We start from the raw sequence: 18272 nt of genomic DNA, 5'->3' as shown, positions 1-18272 counted from the left end.
CCAGGCCTCGAGTGCTGCCGCCGCGCCGCGCGCGAGCGCGGTGAAATGGCCCGTACCCGCCACCCGCGCCTGTGTCTCCAGCTGTGCGAAGGCCGGCACGCCAGCGGCGATCCGCGCCGCCTTGCGTTTCTCGTCGCCAAGCCCTGCCGTCTCCTCCGCCTGGAGATACAAGAAGACGGGCACCGGCGACCCGTCAGCGGCGTTGAACAGCGTCAGCTTGCGCAGCGGCTGGATCAGCGTGCCATCGCTTCCCGTCCCGTTCAGGCCGGCCACGGGCGCGACGCGCGTTTCCATGCCGTCCTCGTCGGGCAACGGGTAAAGCGCCTCCCAGAACCCATGGACAAGGCCCGCCATCAGCCGAGCCCCCTCGGCAAGACCGGCAAGCCCGTTCTCGCGCACCATCGCCTCGGTCATCCAGGCGGCAACCTCCAGGTCGTGCGACTTGCCGAGCGCGGTTTGCGCCAGTTGCAGCACGCTGCGCCAATGCTGTCCCGCGTCGGCCTCGAGCGTCGGATCCGAATCCGCCGCGCGCTCGGCGGCGCGCGCGTCCGAGCGCGCATCGCGCAAGCGATAGTAAATCGAGCCCGCGGTGTAGTCGGCACGCAAGTCCTGCCCGACCGGCGAATCCCCTTCAATCGGGGCAAGCAAGGCGTCGATGTCGAGAATCATGACCGCGGGGCTCCACTGTGACAAAGGTCATACAATCGATGACATGCACCCTTACCCAACTGGACACAACAGCAGATACACCATACGATTGGGAAATATTCGATTATATTCACAAACAACGGCCTGCCGTGCCGAACAATGCCGGGGAGCGTCATGGCTGCTATCGATCTCAAATCTCTGATCGCCCGCCTCGACGACCACTGCCGCCGCAGCCTCGAGGCCGCAGCCGGCCTAACGCTGTCGCGAAGCCATTACAACGTCGAAATCGAACATTGGCTGCTCAAGCTCGCCGGTGGCACCGACACCGACATTCCGCTTATTCTTCGACATTACGAGATCGATATCGGTCGTTTCTTGATCGATCTCAACCGCGCGCTCGACCGGATGAAGACCGGCAACGCCCGCGCCCCGGCCCTGTCACCGGAAGTCGTCGAGCTCGCGAAACAGGCCTGGCTGCTGGCATCGGTCGAACACGGGCTGAGCCGCACGCGCTCGGGTCACCTGCTTTGGGCCCTGCTGGCCGACGAGACCCTAGCCCGCCACGCCCGCGAGGCCTCCAGCCATTTCGCAAAAATCCAGCCGGACGCACTGAAGCGCGACTTCAACGCCATCACCGCCAATTCCATCGAGGCGCAGACCGCGACCCGCGCGACCGATGGCGCGCCGGCCACGGGCGGCACCGATGACGGCACGCCCCGTCCCGGCGGCTCGGCGGCGCTGGACCAGTTCACCGAAGATCTGACCGCCCGCGCGCGCGCCGGCCGGATCGACCCGATCCTCGGCCGCGACTTCGAAATCCGCCAGGCGATCGACATCCTCACCCGCCGCCGGCAGAACAACCCGATCTTCACCGGCGAGGCAGGTGTGGGCAAGACCGCGGTGGTCGAGGGCATCGCGCTGAAGATCGCCCAGGGCGACGTGCCGGAGGCGCTGAAGAACGTCACGCTGCGCACGCTCGACATGGCGCTGCTCCAGGCCGGGGCGGGCATGAAGGGCGAGTTCGAGAACCGGCTGAAATCGGTGATCGACGAGGTGAAGGCCTCGCCGAAGCCGATCATCCTGTTCATCGACGAGGCGCACACGCTGATCGGCGCCGGCGGCCAGGCCGGCCAGAACGACGCGGCAAACCTGCTCAAGCCCGCCCTCGCCCGCGGCGAGCTGCGCACCATCGCGGCGACGACCTGGGCCGAATACAAGAAATATTTCGAGCGCGATGCCGCGCTGACCCGCCGCTTCCAGGTGGTCAAGGTCGAGGAGCCGTCCGAGGCGATGGCCACCGCGATGATCCGCGGCCTCGTCGGCACGCTCGAGAAGCACCACAAGGTCCGCATCCTCGACGAGGCGGTGAGCGAGGCCGTCAGGCTGTCGGCGCGTTATATTCCCTCACGCCAGCTGCCGGACAAGGCGATCTCGCTGATCGACACGGCCTGCGCCCGCGTTGGCATGAGCCAGGCGACCGAACCCGCCCCGATCGAGGATCGCCGCCGCCGGATCGACCTGATCGACACCGAAACCGGCATCCTCCGCCGTGAGATGGCCAGCGGCGGCGATCACGCCGCCCGCGAGGCCGAACTGATCGAGGAGCGTGCGCGGCTGGTCGCCGAACTCGCCGAGCTCGAGGCCCGCTTCGCGACCGAGAAGCAGCTCGCCGGCGACATCGCCGAGCTGCGCACCCGGCTGGAAGACGACGCGAACGCGGAGGACAAGGACGCGCTGCGCGCCAGCCTCGCCGAAAAGACCGCGGCGCTGAAGGCCTCGCAGGGCGAGAACCCGCTGATCTTCCCGGTGGTCGACGGCCAGGCCGTCGCCGAGATCGTCGAGAGCTGGACCGGCATTCCCGCCGGGCGCATGCAGTCCGACGAGATCAACACGGTGCTGAAGCTGAAGGAGGCGATGGAGCAGCGCATCGTCGGCCAGCCCCATGCGCTCGAGGCGGTCGCCCAGGCGATCCGCACCTCGCGCGCGAAACTCACCGACCCGCGCAAGCCGATCGGCGTCTTCATGATGGTCGGCACCTCCGGCACCGGCAAGACCGAAACGGCGCTTACCCTCGCCAACCTGCTCTATGGCGGCGAGCAGAACATGACCACCATCAACATGACCGAGTTCAAGGAAGAACATAAGGTCAGCCTGCTGATGGGCAGCCCGCCCGGCTATGTCGGCTATGGCGAGGGCGGCGTGCTGACCGAGGCGGTGCGCCGGCGCCCCTATTCGGTGGTGCTGCTCGACGAGATGGAAAAGGCCCATCCCGGCGTGCAGGACGTCTTCTTCCAGGTGTTCGACAAGGGCAACATGAAGGACGGCGAAGGCCGCGACATCGACTTCAAGAACACCATCATCATCATGACGTCGAATGCCGGCACCGACCTGATCGAGAAACTCTTCGCCGATCCCGAAACCGCGCCGGACGCCGCCGCCCTCGCCGAGGCGCTGCGGCCGGAGCTGCTGAAATATTTCAAGCCCGCCTTTCTCGGCCGCGTCACCATCGTCCCCTATTTCCCGCTCTCCGACGAGGTGATCCGCCAGATCGTGGTGCTCCAGCTCAACAAGATCGCGAAGCGCGTGCGCGAGGGCTACAAGGCCGAATTCACCTACGAGCCCGCGCTCGTCGAAACCATTGCCGCACGCTGCAAGGAATCGGCCTCGGGCGCGCGCAACGTGGAAAACATCCTCTCCCGCACGCTGCTGCCCGAACTCTCGGCCGAGGTTCTGGCCAGGCTTGCCGAAGGCGAGATGATTTCCCGCGTGACGGTGGGCACATCCGAAGACGGGATGTTCCGCTACACCATCAATCAGGCTTAACGACCAACCCAGCACCAGGAGCAGGACCAATGGCTATCTACATGAAATACGGCTCTATCAACGGCGACGTCACGACCCAGGGTTTCGAGAATTACATCGAACTGGGGTCTTTCCAGTGGGGTGTCGGCCGCGGCGTCTCGATGCAGTCGGGCAGCAAGCAGGGCCGCGAGGCAAGCCTGCCGAGCCTGTCAGAAATCACCATCACCAAGGAATACGACGTCGCGAGCGGCGACCTGCTGAAGGAAGCGCTGAGCGGCAACGTGCAAGAAGTCGATATCGTCTTCACCCGCACCGGCACGGGCGGCTCGGGCGCCCAGCAATTCATGAAGGTCAGCATGAAGGATGTCATCCTCTCCGGCCTCTCGATGTCCGCGGGTTCCGACGGCAAGCCGATGGAATCGCTGTCGCTGAACTACTCGCAGATCTCCTTCACCAACAATCCGATGAAGGATGACGGCACGGCCGGCCCGCAGAGCGTGGTGAACTTCAACCTCGGCACGATGGTCATGAGCTGAACCGCTTGCCGCTGCCCGGCCTGCAAACGCCGGGCAGCGGTTGTTGCCAAATGGAATCGGCCCTGTTCCGATTGCCTGACGGGCAGGTTTTTCGCCGCGCCGTCCTTCTTCCCGACTGTCACCGTGGCGATCATACCCGCCGCAAGAAATCTGCCCGGCGGAATGCGGTCCAACGCGATATGGACCGGAATGCGCAGCGAAAGTCGCACCCACGAATACATTGGATCGGCGAGCGGCAGCCCCCGTGCCCCGCGAATCGGTGACCGCGATTCCCGGACCGATCGCCTCGAGTACCCGTGTGGAACCTGGCCGGGTCCGGCCATAGTGCGACGCGCACCGGCACCCCGCGGCGGATGCTTCTGAGCCCGGTTTCCTCAAAAATAGGCGGCCACCCGTCTCCGCCGCATCAGGCACACTCATCGCCGCATTGCCGGCATGGGCATGATCTCAAATCTTGCCCTGCATGCTGGCGATCATGCCCGTGCCGGCCATGTGGCAGGCCGTTGACGAAGGCATTATCGAGCAACGGGATTACTGACCGCCAGGACCGTCCGGGCGGCCCAGCGGTGCGTGTCGGAATCGAGCGCGATGCCACATAGAGAGCCAGCAGGCCGCGAGCTCCATGCGTAATGCGAAGGCGGCATCGATTGGGCGATCGAGCGCCAGGGCGGCGAAACGCGGAAAACGAGGGGCTTCCATGACGTGATGTAAATATTCATGTCAGTCGCAAGTGGTTATTCCTGCGCCGGACTTTATCTCATACAAAAATAGTACTGATTCGAGCAGAGGCCCCGGCGATGGACCAGCTTTCCCTGATCAACACTTTCATCCGGGTTGCCGAGCGGGGGTCGTTTTCGGCCGTGGCCCGGGACTTCAACACGTCGCAACCGGTAATCTCCAGGCAGATCGCCGCTCTGGAGGACCAACTCGGTGTCCGGCTGATCCAGCGGACAACGCGCCGGCTGTCACTGACCGAGGACGGACAGACCTATCTCGAACATGCGAAGGCGGTCGTGGACGCCATGGACGCGGCGAATGCCAGTGTGGGCAGCGCGCGCAAGACCCCGACCGGGCAGGTCCGCCTCGGCGTGCCCACCGCCGTTGGCCTCTACCTCGCCGCCCGCCTACCCGAATTCTTCGCCCGGCACCCGGAAATCTCGCTCGACCTGAAGATGCGCGACGGGGCATTCGACCTGATCGAGGAAGGACTCGATCTGGTGATCTCCATCGCCGAAGCGACCCAAGCCAGCGTGATCACCCGGGTTCTCGGCACGGCAACCTCGGTTCTTGTCGCCTCGCCCGCCTATGTCGCCGCGCGCGGCGCACCGGAAACCCCGCGGGATCTGCTGAAGCACGAATGCATCGTCTACACCCGGCCGGGGGCTGACCGGGAATGGCGTTTCGCGCGCGATGGGGTCGAGGAAAGCGTGAATGTGCAGGGACGGTTCCATGTCGACTCGAGCGAGGCGGTGCGCCGCGCCGCGCGCGCCGGTCTTGGAATCGCACTGCTGCCGCGCCTGACCACGATCGACGATGTCGCCGCCGGCCGGCTCATTACCGTCCTCGACGCCTTCGTGCCGATGCAGGTGAAAATCCATGCAATTCTGCCGTCACGCCGCTATGTGCCGGCACGCACCCGCGCCATCCTCGATTTCCTGCGCGAGGAATTCGAGCACACACCGTTCCTGCAGTCCACATCCGGTCTCGCCGGGGTGCCTCAGGCACCTATTTTCGACTGATGGGTCGCGGCCTGCCCATCGGGCACGGATAGTCGCATTCAGTGGCCGACCACACCCTGCCGCCGGGCCGAATGCATGAGAACGGGCTCAACCGGCCCGTAGGTCGTGGTCAGGGCCAGCGATGGCTGACCCGGCAACGCAGGCAACGCCCTTGCCAGACGAACCCCGCCGAACGCGGACCCGAAGCCGGCCAGCAGCGCAACCGCAAAGGATGCGACGGCAATCAGTTTCTGCACGATCAAACTCCGAATACTGGCAAACGACGAAGGCAGGCGGCTTGGTGCACGCCCATGCTGCAGTGCGATATGGCGCAGCCAGCCCAAATCAGCCATGCTGATTTTCACATTTCTTTCATAATTCGACCGGATGAATTGCGCCCCTCGGCGTAACCTTCAGCCGCGGCGCAGCGCCTCAACCAATGCTTCCGCGTGGGCTTGTTCAAGATCGAGCGCGCGTTCGGCAACGTCGCGGGAGAAGCCGCCGCGCGCGAGGGAAGCAAGAGCACGGTCCCTGCCGCCCGGCCCAAAGGGCGGCAGACGGCGGCGGCGCAGATAGGCACAGGCGGCGGCGAGATCGCTCGCCGGATCAGCCGGCAGCAGGCGTGCCGCCAGAGCGGCATCAACTCCCTTGCCGGCAAGATGGGCAAGCGTCGCCCGCCGCGATTTGCCCTGCCGGATCAGCCGTCGCGCGCGGGACTCGGCGAAGGCCGCGTCATCCACCGCTCCCGCACCGCGCATCGCCGCCACCACGCGAGGCACCGCTTCACGGGCCGCGCGCAACGCGGAATCGATAATCTCCGGCGCGAGTCCCGCCTCTCCCGCTACCCTCGCCCAGCGGTCGATCCGCCGGGAAAGCACCCGGGCAAGACCGGCCTCGGTCGCCGCGAACCGCGCAAGATGGGCCAGCGCAGTTTCACGCAATGCCGCCTCATCCGGCGGCTTCGGAAGTGATTTTTCGGCCTTGCGGGCGTGGCGCTGCATGGCCCCATCCTGCCATGCAGCACGGTCAGACCGGAAGCCTGCTTGACCAGGGGCACCAGCGGGAGATAGTGCGGCGCAACAGCAAGGAGTGAATCAATGGCCAAGTCCCCCGTCCGCATCGCTGTCACCGGCGCAGCAGGGCAGATCGCCTACGCGCTCGTCTTCCGCATCGCCAGCGGCGCGCTGCTCGGCCCCGATCAGCCGGTGATCCTCCACCTTCTCGACCTGCCGCAGATGCAGGGCGCGCTCGGCGGCGTCATGATGGAGCTGGAAGACTGCGCCTTCCCCCTGCTCGCCGGCATGGTCGCGACCGATGATCCGAAGGTCGCCTTCAAGGATATCGACATCGGCTTCCTGGTCGGTGCCCGCCCGCGCGGCAAGGGCATGGAGCGCAAGGACCTGCTCGGCGCCAACGCCGAGATCTTCACGGTTCAGGGCCGCGCCCTCAACGAGGTTGCGAAGCGCTCCGCCCGCGTGCTGGTCGTCGGCAATCCGGCCAACACCAATGCCTATATCGCGATGAAATCCGCGCCTGACCTTTCGCCGGACTGCTTCTCGGCGATGATCCGGCTCGACCACAACCGCGCCGCCTCGATGCTCGCGGCCAAGGCGGGCGTCAATGTCGGTGATGTCGGCAAGCTGATCGTATGGGGCAACCATTCCCCAACCATGTATCCGGACTACCGCTTCGCTGAAGCCGGCGGCCGCAAGCTCGCCGAAGCCATCAACGACGAGGCCTGGAACCGCGACGTCTTCATTCCCACCGTCGGCAAGCGCGGCGCCGCGGTGATTGAAGCCCGCGGCGCGTCCTCGGCCGCGTCCGCCGCGAATGCCGCCATCGACCAGGTGCGCGACTGGGTGGTCGGTTCGGATGGCCGCTGGGTCTCGATGGCGATTCCCTCCGACGGCAGCTATGGCATCCCCGAAGGCATCATGTTCGGCGTGCCCGTGACCACCCAGGGAGGTGTCGTTACCCGGGTGCCGAACCTCGCGATCGACGCGTTCGCACAGTCCAGGCTCGACATCACGCTGAACGAACTCAAGGAAGAACGCGAGGCGATCGCGCACCTCCTGGCCTGAACCACCGCCGGGCCTCGGCGCATGGATCATGTCGAAATGGCCGAATACGATCCGGCCTGGCCCGGCATGTTCGAGACCGAGGCCCGACTGCTGAAAAGGGTGCTGCCTCCCGGATTCATCGTGCGCATGGAGCATATCGGCAGCACCGCGGTGCCCGGTATCGCCGCGAAACCAGTCATCGACATCCTCGCCGGCGTTCGGGATGTCGAAGAGGCGAGGACCATCGCGTCTCCCCTGCTCGCACCCCACGGTTACACGATCTGGACCGGCAATCCCTTCACCGACCGGATCATGTTCATCAAGGGTCTGCCGCCCGCCGCCGTTCGGCGAACACACCACCTGCACATGGCTCTCCTCGATGGCGCCATGTGGGATACCCTCGTCTTCCGTGACCTGCTGCGCGCGGATGCCGCCGAGCGCGTCGCCTACGAAACTCTGAAGCGCGATCTTGCGATCCGCTTCCGCGACGACCGGAACGGCTACACCGCCGCGAAGTCCGAACACATCCAGGCCGCCATGCAGCGGGCACGAATCAACGTCAGCCGTTGAGCGCCGGCGCGACGGCCGTGCCGCCGCGTGAGGCGGTCATTCATGAGTCGTCGTAACGGACCGCCTTATTGTCGTGGTCGTCGCCGCGCCGGGCGGCGCCATCGGCGATGGCGGTGCTGTCGTGGTCTGTTCGGTGGTCGTGGTCGTGGACCGAACCGGAGGTGGACCGCCGCAGCCGGCCAGCGTTACCCCTGCGGCGGCAAGACCTGCAATGGCCACAAGCCGGCAGCCTGGATTACGCATGAACAGAATCCTCTTTCCGTAAAGCGGCATGGAATTCTCCTTTCGGCAATACAACAATAACTTGCCTGCCGAGATGAGGTATGACTGACCGCCTTTTAGTTCTACTTAAAATTTGATTACGATAAAGCCTATCAATTTGACACCATTGTCCAATTACTGCCTTGATTTCGCCATAGCCGACACCGATCATGGCGAATGCTGCACGAGGGGTGCCCCAATTCGCGTGAACTCGGCACGCTGGTTCCCTCGGCCCGGGACCCGACGATCAGACGGTGAATTGTTCGCGGATGATCCGTTCCGACAGGGCCCGATCCGGATCGGAGAGGATCCTTGCGCAGACAGAGCGATCCTCGCTCGCCGCCACTGATATGACCCGCCGCACCTCGGTGAAGTCGGCCACGGCAGCCACCGGCCGCTTTTCCGATTCGAGAATCTCGAACAGGATCTCGCTGTTCGACGGCAGCAGCGCCCCTCGCCACCGGCGCGGCCGGAAGGCCGAAATCGGTGTGAGCGGCAGCAGATTGGCGGTGAGCGGCACGATCGGCCCGTGGGCGGAAAGATTATAGGCGGTCGAACCCGCCGGGGTAGAGACCAGCACGCCATCGCAGATCAGTTCCGCGAGGCGCACCCTGCCATCGATCGAGATCCGGATCTTCGCCGCCTGGCGCAACTGGCGCAGCAGGCTCACCTCGTTGAAGGCGAGCGCTTCCTCGACGGCGCCGGTCGAGGTCACGGCATGCATCCGCAACGGATGGATGTCGTTGCTCTGCGCGCGCGCAATGCGCGCCGGCAGGTCGGCCTCGGCGAAATCGTTCATCAGGAAGCCGACCGAGCCGCAATTCATGCCATAGACCGGCAGTTCGCGGTCGATCATCCGGTGAATGGTCTCGAGCATCAGCCCGTCCCCGCCAAGCGCCACGACCACTTCGGCCGCCTCAGGGCCGGAATCGCCGTATAACGCGACCAGCCGCTCCCGCGCGTCCTGGGCCTGTTCGGTCGAGGCTGCGGTGAAATGAATACGGGTCAAGCGAGCTTGCGGTGTTCGAGAACCGGCATGTCGCGCCGCACTTTCGCACCCCGGGCGGGATCGATCCGCGCGGTGGCGAAACCGGGTCCGTCGGAAACGCGGGCGACGATGCTGCCCCAAGGATCGGCGATCAGCGAGTTGCCATAGGTGAACCGTGTCTCGCCGCGGCCGTCGCGATGGGGGCCGACGCAGGCCGCCGCCGCGATCCAGCACTGGGTCTCGATGGCGCGGGCACGGAGCAGAACGTCCCAGTGATCCTTGCCGGTCTGCAAGGTGAAAGCCGCCGGCACCATGATCAGATCCGCCCCAGCACGGCGCAGGGCGAGATAAAGTTCAGGAAAGCGCATATCGTAACAGATCGACAGGCCGACGGTGAGCCCGCCGATGCGGCATGTGACCACCGCATCACCGGCACCATAGGTCGCGCTCTCCCGATAGCCCTGCCCGTCCGGCGTCGTGATGTCGAACAGGTGAATCTTGCGGTAACGCGCGATTTCCCGCCCGTCCGGGTCGAATACAAGGGTCGTGTTGTAAAGCCGGTCGCCACCCTGCTCGCCAATCGAACCGCCATGGACATGAATGCGGTGACGCCTGGCGGTCTCGCGCAGGAATTCATAGGCGTCGCCGCCCGTCTCGCCCGATCCCGCCGCGGGAAGCACCTCGGCGGCCTCTGTCTTGGCCGCCCGGTCGCCACCAAGGCAACTCCAGACCTCCGGCAACGACACGAGGCCAGGCCGGTCGGCGGCAACGGCCGCGTCGATCAGCCCTCGCGCCTGGGCGATATTGGCGCCCTTGTCGGCGCCCGGCGTCATCTGGATGACGGAGAGGCGAAGCGTATCGTCCTGCATCACCCTATCGTGCGCCAGGTGCCGAGCGCAGGCAAGCGCGCTATTCGGCCGCCCGTCGTGCCGCAAAATGGGCCGCGAGCCGTTCCACGGCCTCATCCAGCACCGCCTCGCGCTTGCAGAAGGCGAACCGCGCGTAATGCCGTGGCGCCTCGCCCGGATAGAACGCGGAAACCGGAATGGCAGCCACCTTCGCGTGTTCGGTGATGTGCCGGCAGAAATCGGCATCGTCGCCGTTGAAACCGAGCGGCGCGAAATCGGCCGTGACGAAATAGGAGCCGTGGCTCGGAAGCACGCCGAAGCCGATCCGCCGCAATCCTTCCGAAAGCCGGTCGCGCTTCGCCGCGAGATCGGACGCGAGCGAGGCGAAATAGGCATCGTCCTTGGCGAGCCCCACCGCCACCGCGCGCTGCAGGTTGGGCGGCGTGGTGAAGGTAAGGTTCTGGTGCGCCCGCGCGATCACCCCCGCCAGCCGCGCCGGCGCGGTGACATAGCCAATCTTCCAGCCCGTCAGGCTGAACGTCTTGCCGGCGCTGCCGATGCGCACGCAGCGCTCGCGCAGGCCGGGCAGGCTCATCAGCGGGATATGTTGCAGTCCGTCGAAAACGAGATGCTCGTAAACTTCGTCGCAAACCGCATAGCAGTCATGCTTGACGAGAAGGTCGGCGATGAAGCCGAGCTCTTCGCGAGTGAATACCTTGCCCGTCGGGTTCATCGGCGAATTGAGCAGCAGCAGCTTTGTCTTCGGCCCGAACGCGGCCGCCAGTTCGGCCCGCGGCAGCGCCCAGTCCGGCGGGTTGAGCCGCACGAGCCTGGCCGTCGCCCCCACCAGTTGCACCACCGGCAGATAGGTATCGTAGAGCGGTTCGATCAGCACGACCTCATCACCGGGATCGAGCAGGGCGAGCAGGCTTGCGGTAATCGCTTCGGTCGCGCCGGAGGTCACCACCACCTCGCGGGCCGGATCGGCCTCGATTCCATAGAAACGCCTGTTCGCCGCCGCCACCGCTTCGCGCAGTTCGGCCACGCCGGTCAGCGGCGGATACTGGTTGCGCCCGTCACGCAGCGCCGCGGCAGCGGCCTCGATCACGTCTGCCGGGCCATCAGTATCGGGAAATCCCTGGCCGAGATTGATCGCCCCATGCTCGACCGCGAGCGCGGACATGATGGTGAAGATGGTCGTGCCGATATTGTCGAGCAGCTGGTTGGGCAACTTCACGCGTCTCACTCCGTACGACTGGGCCTCCGCACTATCGCGACGCCGGGCGGAAGGGCAAGGGGTTTAGCGGACCGGGCTTGATTCGTGGGCAGTAATTGCTGTTTCCTTAGGCACGACTTCTGCCGCCCCGGTAGGCAATGCGCGTGCAGCAATGGCCAGGCGATATTGGCACGGTGCATGCATCAAAATTTCGTGCCGGCCGGGATGGCCGGTGCGCGCATCTGCTCGCCGGGATAAACCGCAACAAGGAGGGTGCCCGTCTCGGATCGGGCGTGAACCGGATGAAGAAAATCGAAGCGATCATCAAGCCGTTCAAGCTGGACGAGGTCAAGGAAGCCTTGCACGAGGTCGGGCTTCAGGGCATCACGGTGATGGAGGCGAAGGGATTCGGGCGGCAGAAGGGCCACACCGAACTCTATCGCGGTGCCGAATATGTTGTGGATTTCCTGCCGAAGGTGAAGATCGAGGTGATCTGCGAGGATGCCGTTGCCGAACGCGCGATCGAGGCCATCACCAATGCCGCGCGCACGGGCCGCATCGGTGACGGCAAGATTTTCGTCTCGACGATCGAGGAAGTCATCCGCATCCGCACCGGCGAAAAGGGCGAAGCGGCGATCTGACTCTTTCAAACCTTCCTTCAAACCCAACGAGAGCGGAACCGCATGGGGCGGGCCCGCACAATGACCAGCAGTGAGGACGACAATGGCGAAGAAGCCCGCCGGTAGCGGCGATGCGATCAGCAAGGTGATGGCCATGATGAAGGAGAACGGGGTCGAGTATGTCGACCTGCGGTTCACCGACCCGCGCGGCAAGTGGCATCACACCGCCCAGCACATCTCGACGATGGGCGAGGACGCGTTCCGTGACGGCATCATGTTCGACGGTTCCTCGATCGCCGGCTGGAAGGTCATCAACGAGAGCGACATGATCCTGATGCCGGATCCTGAAACCGCGGTGATGGACCCGTTCGCGGCGAAGCCGAGCATGGTCATTTTCTGCGACATCCTGGAGCCTTCGACGGGCCTGCCCTACTCGCGCGACCCGCGCTCGACCGCCAAGAAGGTCGAAGCCTATGTCCGCGCTTCGGGCGTCGGTGACTCCATCCTGTTTGGCGCGGAAGCCGAGTTCTTCATCTTCGACTCCGTGCGCTTCGGCACCGGCGGCAATTTCGGCACCTACCAGCTCGACAGCATCGAAGGCCCCGGCTCCTCGCTGAAAGACTACCCGGAAGGCAACATGGGCCACCGCCCGGTGGTGAAGGGCGGCTATTTCCCGGTTCCGCCGGTCGACTCCGAGAGCGACCTGCGCGCCGAAATGCTCTCGACGATGGGCGAGATGGGCCTGCCGATCGAGAAGCACCACCACGAGGTGGCGCAGAGCCAGCACGAGCTCGGCACCAAGTTCGGCACGCTGGTGCAGATGGCCGACCAGATGCAGATCTACAAATACTGCGTCCACAACGTCGCCCACAGCTACGGCAAGACGGCGACGTTCATGCCGAAGCCGATCTATGGCGACAATGGCTCCGGCATGCACACCCACCAGTCGATCTGGAAGAACGGCAAGCCCCTCTTCGCCGGCAATGGCTATGCGGATCTGTCCGAGCTCTGCCTTTACTACATCGGCGGCATCATCAAGCACGCCAAGGCGCTGAACGCCTTCACCAACCCGAGCACGAACAGCTACAAGCGGCTGATTCCGGGCTTCGAGGCGCCGGTGCTGCTGGCCTACTCGTCCCGGAACCGCTCGGCCTCCTGCCGCATTCCCTACACCACGAACCCGAAGGCCAAGCGCGTCGAAGTCCGCTTCCCCGACCCGACCGCGAACCCCTATCTGGCCTTCGCCGCGATGGCGATGGCCGGGCTCGACGGCATCAAGAACAAGATCCATCCGGGCGACCCGATGGACAAAAACCTCTACGACCTGCCCCCCGAAGAACTCCAGGGCATTCCCACCGTCTGCGGCTCGCTCCGCGAGGCGCTGGAATCCCTTGCCGCCGACCATGACTTCCTGCTCGCCGGCGACGTGTTCAGCAAGGAACAGATCGAGAGCTATATCGCGCTGAAGTGGGAAGAAGTGTACCGCTTCGAGCATACGCCGCACCCGGTCGAGTTCGAAATGTACTACTCGGCCTGATCCGGTCGGATACGAAAGATCATCGGAGACCGGTCCGGCGTGCCGGACCGGTCTCCCCCGATTGTGGTGCGGGTCGATTTGTTGCCTGCCCATCGCATTTCATCTAGGAATTCCAGTCGGAAATTGTGAAGGGGCGTTAGCGCCCGCCGGGGGTTCCCGTTGAGTTTCGAATTCGCGGAACGCAAGCTGGCCGCGATCATGGCGGTCGATATGGTCGGATTCTCGCGGCTGCTCGGCCAGGATGAGCCCGGCACGCTGCGACGCCTCGCCAAAGCGCGTGCCGAAGTGATCGATCCGGCAGTCCATACCCATCATGGTCGCGTGTTCAAGGCGACCGGGGATGGCGCTCTAGCCGAATTCCCGAGTGCGGTGCTGGGCCTGCGCTGCGCCATCGAGATCCAGACACGCCTGCACGAGCTCGACGGTGAAGACAACGCGCCCGCGCCTCTCCGGTTCCGCATCGCCGTGCATCAGGGCGAGGTTGTCATCGATGGCGATGATCTGCTGGGCGACGGCGTGAATGTTGCCGCCCGCCTTGAACGTCTTGCGGAACCTGGAGGAATTTGCATCTCCGCCCGCGTGCAGGAGGATGCCACCGGCAAGATCCCGCTGCGCCTGGTCGATCTTGGCCCGCATCGTCTGCGCAACATCGCCCGCAGCGTGGACGTGTTCCGCGTGGCGTTACCCTGGCAGGAACACGACGACCCGGAGTCGGAGCGCACTTTCGTTCGGATGGCTCCGTCGCGCCACTATCTGCTTATCCCGGCGGAAGGACGAGCGATCCGCGAAATCCCGATTGGCCCCGAACCGCTCACGATCGGCAGGACACCTCCCTGCCCGGTGGTTCTGCGCGACCGCGAGGTTTCGCGGCAGCACTGCCAACTGGAACTCCGCAATGACGAAGTCTGGCTGACCGATCTCGACTCGTCCAACGGCACGTTTCTCGATGGCAATCGCCTCTCCGGCCCGGCTCTGCTGGCGCATGGTGCGGTCATCCGCCTCGGCAACCAGGAGCTCATCTACCATAACGGCGGCGCCACGCCGCTCAGTTCTGCCCCGCAGGTGATCGGCGCGCCCGACCCCCCGCCCTGACGACCGGCCCGCATCCGAAGGGAGACAATCGAGAATGAGCAACGCCGTCCTGGTTCTCAACGCCGGTTCGTCGAGCCTCAAATTCGGCATTTTCGATACCGAAGACGGCCAGCCCCGGCGCGCGCACGGCATGATCGAGCGGATCGGCGAGGCGCCGCATTTCCGGGGCTTCGATGCCGAAGGCCGGCCCGTCACCGAACGGCGCTGGGAGACTGGCGCGGCCATGACGCACGAGGATCTGCTCGGCCCGCTGCTTGACTGGGCCGATGATCATCTCGACAGCGACCACCTCGTTGCTGTCGGGCACCGAATCGTCCACGGCGGCCAAAATTTCGCGGTGCCAGTCCGGCTCGACGAGGCGGTCATCGCCGCACTCGCGGCACTCACTCCGCTCGCCCCGCTGCACCAGCCGCACAACCTCGCCGCGGTGCGCGCCATCGCCCGCCTGCGCCCGAACCTGCCTCAGATCGGCTGTTTCGACACCGGGTTTCACCGCACCATGACCGACGTCGCAACCCGGCTACCCCTGCCTGCGCGTTACCACGAAGCCGGTGTGCGGCGATATGGCTTCCACGGCATTTCCTATGAATACATCGCCCATGCCCTTGCGGCGGCCGACCCCGCACGGGCGGCCGGCAAGGTCATTGCCGCTCATCTCGGCAACGGTGCCAGTGCCTGCGCGATGCTGGCCGGCCGATCGGTGGAATCGAGCATGGGCTTCACCGCGCTCGACGGGCTGATGATGGGCACCCGCCCCGGCACGCTCGATCCGGGCGTGGTGCTCTACATGGTCGAACAGGAACAGCTCGACGCCAAGGCCATCAGCCGCTGTCTCTACAGCGAATCCGGCCTGCTCGGTGTTTCCGGCGAGGCATCGGACATGCGGACGCTGCTTGTCAGCGACCGCCCGGAGTCCCGCCTGGCGGTCGACCTGTTCTGCCATCGCGCGGCCCGCGAGATCGCCGCGCTGACCGTCGCCCTCGGCGGGCTTGAAACCCTGGTCTTCACCGCCGGCATCGGCGAACACGCCGCGCCGGTGCGGCGGATGATCTGCGCCCGCCTCGCCCATCTTGGCATCGTGCTCGATGACGCTTCGAACGAACGGCACGCCCCGGTAATTTCCGCCTCCGCGTCCACGATCGAGGTGCGGGTGATCCCGACCGACGAGGAGGCGATGATCGCCCGGCACACCGCCGCCCTCCTCTCGGGCTGACCGCCCGGATTGCGAATTGCCACCAAAACATCATCCACGCGGGCAATGCGCTGCTCTAAAGCCATGCCCGGCGGCCGCGACCTGCCCGGTCCGGCTGACAGGCTCGCGTGTCCGCATGCGGTGGGTCACGGCAACAAGGGAGTTCCTGAATGAAACGCGCACTCATCATCGCCTGTTCGGCGCTCTCCGCCGTTAGTGTCGCGGCTCTCGCCGCAACCGGGCATGAGGTCGTCACCCAGCCCGATGCCCGCGGCATCGTCCGGAAGATGATGGACGCACCGCAGCCCATGCCGAGCGACGCGGAAATGACGGCCATGGTCCGCCGCAAGATCAAATACGTCTTCGTGCTCTATCAGGAAAACCGTTCCTTCGACTCGTATTTCGGCACCTTCCCCGGCGCCGACGGGCTTTATTCGCAGCCGGCCTCGAAAACCCCCGGCTTCGTGCAGACGCTGATCAACACCAACGGCAGCCGGACCACGATTTCGCCATTCCGCATCGGCCCGAAGCAATACGCCTGGGATACCGACGACATCGATCACTCCCACGCCCGCATCGTCGCCAAGATGCATGTCGTGAACGGCACCGCCCGCATGGACCGTTTCGCGATCACCGAGGAGAAAAAATATTCTCCGCATGGCGATCCTTCGCTCGAAGCCAAACAGTTCGGCGAACTCTCCATGGCCTACGAGGACTGCGACACGGTGCCTTTTCTGTGGCGCTACGCCGATCGCTTCGTCCTGTTCGACCATGTCTTCCAGGACATTGCCGGCCCCTCGACGCCCGGCAATCTCTCGATCTTCGCCGCCCAGACCGGCCTGACCCAATGGGCGTTCCATCCGAATGAGGCGACCGGGACCTTCAAGGGAGGGCCGGAAACCACCAACGCCGCTGGCGGGCGGATCAGCGAGGCAGGCGCCGGTGTCCCGGTGGTCACGGACGACGATCCGTTCTGGGGCTCGCCGCTCGATCCCGACCCGAAGGTGCCGGTCAATCCTCACGACTTCACAAGCCCGCACGGCGCGCATGTGCAGATCAACCAGACCTATGCCTCGCTGGCCCTGACCACCGCAGGCCACGAAATCCGGCGCGAAACCGCGCATGACGAAAATCCGCGGCTCGACCTCGCCGATGTGCGGCAGGACATCGCCTATCTCGCCGCGCACGGCCAGAAGCCGGTCGACTGGGGCTGGTACGAGGAAGGCTACGGCAAAGCTGTCAGCACCGCGCACGAGGGCCCGACCGATGCCGACGGCGTGCACGCCGCCTACATCACCCACCACAACGGTCCGCAGTATTTCGGCTACGTCGCCAACAATCCGGCGGAACGTGATCACCTGCACGGCGCCTCCGCCTTCTTCACGGCGCTGAAGACGGGCGGCCTGCCGGCCACGGGCGGCGTGTTCTATCTCAAGGGCGGCTATCTCAACGACATGGGCCTGACGCCGGACAACCCGAGCGCCAAGGCGCGCAGGAATTTCCGCGGTGACGACGATCATCCGGCCTACTCGGACTCGCAGATCAGCGAGGCCTTCGTCGCCAGGGCGGTGAATGCGATCGCCCGCAGCCGCTACTGGAAACACGCGGCAATCATCATCACCTGGGACGATTCGGAAGGCGATTACGACCATGTGCCGCCACCGATCGTGGTGAAGGGGCCGGACCACGAGCCCCTCACCTTCGGCCCGCGCGTGCCGCTGATCGTCATTTCGCCCTATGCGCGGGTGCACCAGATCTCCCATGCCGTTGGCAGTCAGGCCTCGGTGGTGAAATTCGTCGACAAGGTATTCGGTCTCACCCCGCTCGCCCTTCTGCCGGACGAGATGAAGGGCCGCCGCCTGGGCCTGAAGGAATTCGGCGAGGCGAATGTCGGCCCGGCCGACGCGATCACACCGGACACGACGGACCTGATGACCGCCTTCGACCCCGCGCGCCTCGACGGCAAGGCCCGCCCGCTGCCGCCGAGCTACGCCATCATCCCTGATCACGACATCACCACCCTGCCGCAATTCGGGGGCAAGGGCTGCCAGGCCGACGGCATCGTCCCGACCGATGTCGCAAAGGGCATCCACACGAAAATCCCGGCCGACTTCAACCCGCTGCCGAAGACCAATCCGTCCGCCTGAACGCCTTTGGCAGTCCCGGCGCGACCTCCCCGATCGG

The 18272-nt window shown here is 65.2% G+C and carries 16 protein-coding genes; 10 read left to right on the top strand and 6 right to left on the bottom strand.

Going from position 1 to position 18272, the window contains the following annotated elements; all coding sequences use genetic code 11:
• Positions 1–669 (bottom strand): ImpA family type VI secretion system protein (locus APM_RS06305; RefSeq protein WP_007422519.1); only part of this gene is annotated, 669 nt, incomplete at its 3' end.
• Positions 670–822: 153 nt separating this feature from the next.
• Between APM_RS06305 and tssH the strand changes: the two genes are divergently transcribed.
• The 3 genes from tssH (at position 823) to APM_RS06290 (ending at position 5725) form a co-directional block, all read left to right on the top strand.
• Entirely contained in the window at positions 823–3471 is a 2649-nt protein-coding gene (gene tssH / locus APM_RS06300) for a type VI secretion system ATPase TssH (RefSeq protein WP_007422518.1), read from the top strand.
• Between the two features lie 29 nt (positions 3472–3500).
• Positions 3501–3986: a type VI secretion system tube protein Hcp gene (locus APM_RS06295; protein ID WP_007422517.1), complete on the top strand. Its 486-nt coding sequence runs from the start codon at positions 3501–3503 to the stop codon at positions 3984–3986.
• A gap of 797 nt (positions 3987–4783) precedes the next feature.
• Complete coding sequence (locus APM_RS06290) at positions 4784–5725, top strand: LysR family transcriptional regulator (protein ID WP_007422516.1); 942 nt, start codon at positions 4784–4786, stop codon at positions 5723–5725.
• Between the two features lie 38 nt (positions 5726–5763).
• On the opposite strand, the gene APM_RS06285 is transcribed toward APM_RS06290, so the two are convergent.
• A complete protein-coding gene (locus APM_RS06285) occupies positions 5764–6069 on the bottom strand; it encodes a hypothetical protein (protein ID WP_007422515.1) in 306 nt (101 codons plus the stop codon).
• 48 nt (positions 6070–6117) lie between these two features.
• Complete coding sequence (locus APM_RS06280; RefSeq protein ID WP_007422514.1) at positions 6118–6705, bottom strand: regulatory protein RecX; 588 nt, start codon at positions 6703–6705, stop codon at positions 6118–6120.
• Between the two features lie 96 nt (positions 6706–6801).
• On the opposite strand from APM_RS06280, the gene APM_RS06275 reads away from it, so the two are divergent.
• Both APM_RS06275 and APM_RS06270 read left to right on the top strand, forming a co-directional pair.
• Positions 6802–7785 carry a malate dehydrogenase gene (locus APM_RS06275; protein WP_007422513.1) on the top strand — a complete coding sequence of 328 codons (984 nt, stop codon included), beginning with the start codon at positions 6802–6804 and terminating at the stop codon, positions 7783–7785.
• A 21-nt stretch (positions 7786–7806) separates the two neighbouring features.
• A complete protein-coding gene (locus APM_RS06270; protein WP_007422512.1) occupies positions 7807–8334 on the top strand; it encodes a GrpB family protein in 528 nt (175 codons plus the stop codon).
• A gap of 508 nt (positions 8335–8842) precedes the next feature.
• Here the strand turns inward: APM_RS06270 and APM_RS06265 are convergent.
• The 3 genes from APM_RS06265 to APM_RS06255 are packed head-to-tail and all read right to left on the bottom strand — an operon-like array spanning position 8843 to position 11668.
• Complete coding sequence (locus APM_RS06265; protein WP_007422511.1) at positions 8843–9604, bottom strand: NAD kinase; 762 nt, start codon at positions 9602–9604, stop codon at positions 8843–8845.
• Positions 9601–10455 (bottom strand): carbon-nitrogen hydrolase family protein, encoded by an 855-nt coding sequence (locus APM_RS06260; protein WP_007422510.1) that lies wholly within the window; start codon positions 10453–10455, stop codon positions 9601–9603. The genes APM_RS06265 and APM_RS06260 overlap by 4 nt, the downstream gene beginning before the upstream one ends.
• A gap of 37 nt (positions 10456–10492) precedes the next feature.
• Positions 10493–11668: an aminotransferase gene (locus APM_RS06255; protein ID WP_007422509.1), complete on the bottom strand. Its 1176-nt coding sequence runs from the start codon at positions 11666–11668 to the stop codon at positions 10493–10495.
• A 281-nt stretch (positions 11669–11949) separates the two neighbouring features.
• Here APM_RS06255 and APM_RS06250 point away from each other — a divergent pair, with 281 nt between their 5' ends.
• The 5 genes from APM_RS06250 to APM_RS06230 all read left to right on the top strand — a co-directional run bounded on the left by APM_RS06250 (position 11950) and on the right by APM_RS06230 (position 18235).
• The gene (locus APM_RS06250; RefSeq protein WP_012040513.1) at positions 11950–12288 is read left to right on the top strand and encodes a P-II family nitrogen regulator; all 339 of its coding nucleotides are present in this window, start codon (positions 11950–11952) and stop codon (positions 12286–12288) included.
• An 82-nt stretch (positions 12289–12370) separates the two neighbouring features.
• Positions 12371–13804, top strand: a complete 1434-nt coding sequence (gene glnA, locus APM_RS06245; RefSeq protein ID WP_007422507.1) for a type I glutamate--ammonia ligase — start codon at positions 12371–12373, stop codon at positions 13802–13804.
• Between the two features lie 159 nt (positions 13805–13963).
• Entirely contained in the window at positions 13964–14896 is a 933-nt protein-coding gene (locus tag APM_RS06240; protein WP_007422506.1) for an adenylate/guanylate cyclase domain-containing protein, read from the top strand.
• Positions 14897–14930: 34 nt separating this feature from the next.
• The gene (locus tag APM_RS06235; RefSeq protein ID WP_007422505.1) at positions 14931–16109 is read left to right on the top strand and encodes an acetate/propionate family kinase; all 1179 of its coding nucleotides are present in this window, start codon (positions 14931–14933) and stop codon (positions 16107–16109) included.
• Between the two features lie 149 nt (positions 16110–16258).
• A complete protein-coding gene (locus tag APM_RS06230; RefSeq protein ID WP_007422504.1) occupies positions 16259–18235 on the top strand; it encodes a phospholipase C in 1977 nt (658 codons plus the stop codon).
• Positions 18236–18272: the final 37 nt, after the last annotated feature.

The sequence above is a fragment of the Acidiphilium sp. PM genome, assembly GCF_000219295.1.
Lineage (GTDB): Bacteria > Pseudomonadota > Alphaproteobacteria > Acetobacterales > Acetobacteraceae > Acidiphilium > Acidiphilium multivorum.
This window is presented reverse-complemented; position numbering and strand designations above follow the sequence as displayed.

What these genes read in the sequence shown, in the direction of transcription:
- tssH (WP_007422518.1), top strand. Translation starts at nt 823, where the DNA reads ATGGCTGCTATCGATCTCAAATCTCTGATCGCCCGCCTCGACGACCAC.
- APM_RS06295 (WP_007422517.1), top strand. Translation starts at nt 3,501, where the DNA reads ATGGCTATCTACATGAAATACGGCTCTATCAACGGCGACGTCACGACC.
- APM_RS06290 (WP_007422516.1), top strand. Translation starts at nt 4,784, where the DNA reads ATGGACCAGCTTTCCCTGATCAACACTTTCATCCGGGTTGCCGAGCGG.
- APM_RS06280 (WP_007422514.1), bottom strand. Translation starts at nt 6,705, where the DNA reads ATGCAGCGCCACGCCCGCAAGGCCGAAAAATCACTTCCGAAGCCGCCG.
- APM_RS06275 (WP_007422513.1), top strand. Translation starts at nt 6,802, where the DNA reads ATGGCCAAGTCCCCCGTCCGCATCGCTGTCACCGGCGCAGCAGGGCAG.
- APM_RS06270 (WP_007422512.1), top strand. Translation starts at nt 7,807, where the DNA reads ATGGATCATGTCGAAATGGCCGAATACGATCCGGCCTGGCCCGGCATG.
- APM_RS06250 (WP_012040513.1), top strand. Translation starts at nt 11,950, where the DNA reads ATGAAGAAAATCGAAGCGATCATCAAGCCGTTCAAGCTGGACGAGGTC.
- glnA (WP_007422507.1), top strand. Translation starts at nt 12,371, where the DNA reads ATGGCGAAGAAGCCCGCCGGTAGCGGCGATGCGATCAGCAAGGTGATG.
- APM_RS06235 (WP_007422505.1), top strand. Translation starts at nt 14,931, where the DNA reads ATGAGCAACGCCGTCCTGGTTCTCAACGCCGGTTCGTCGAGCCTCAAA.
- APM_RS06230 (WP_007422504.1), top strand. Translation starts at nt 16,259, where the DNA reads ATGAAACGCGCACTCATCATCGCCTGTTCGGCGCTCTCCGCCGTTAGT.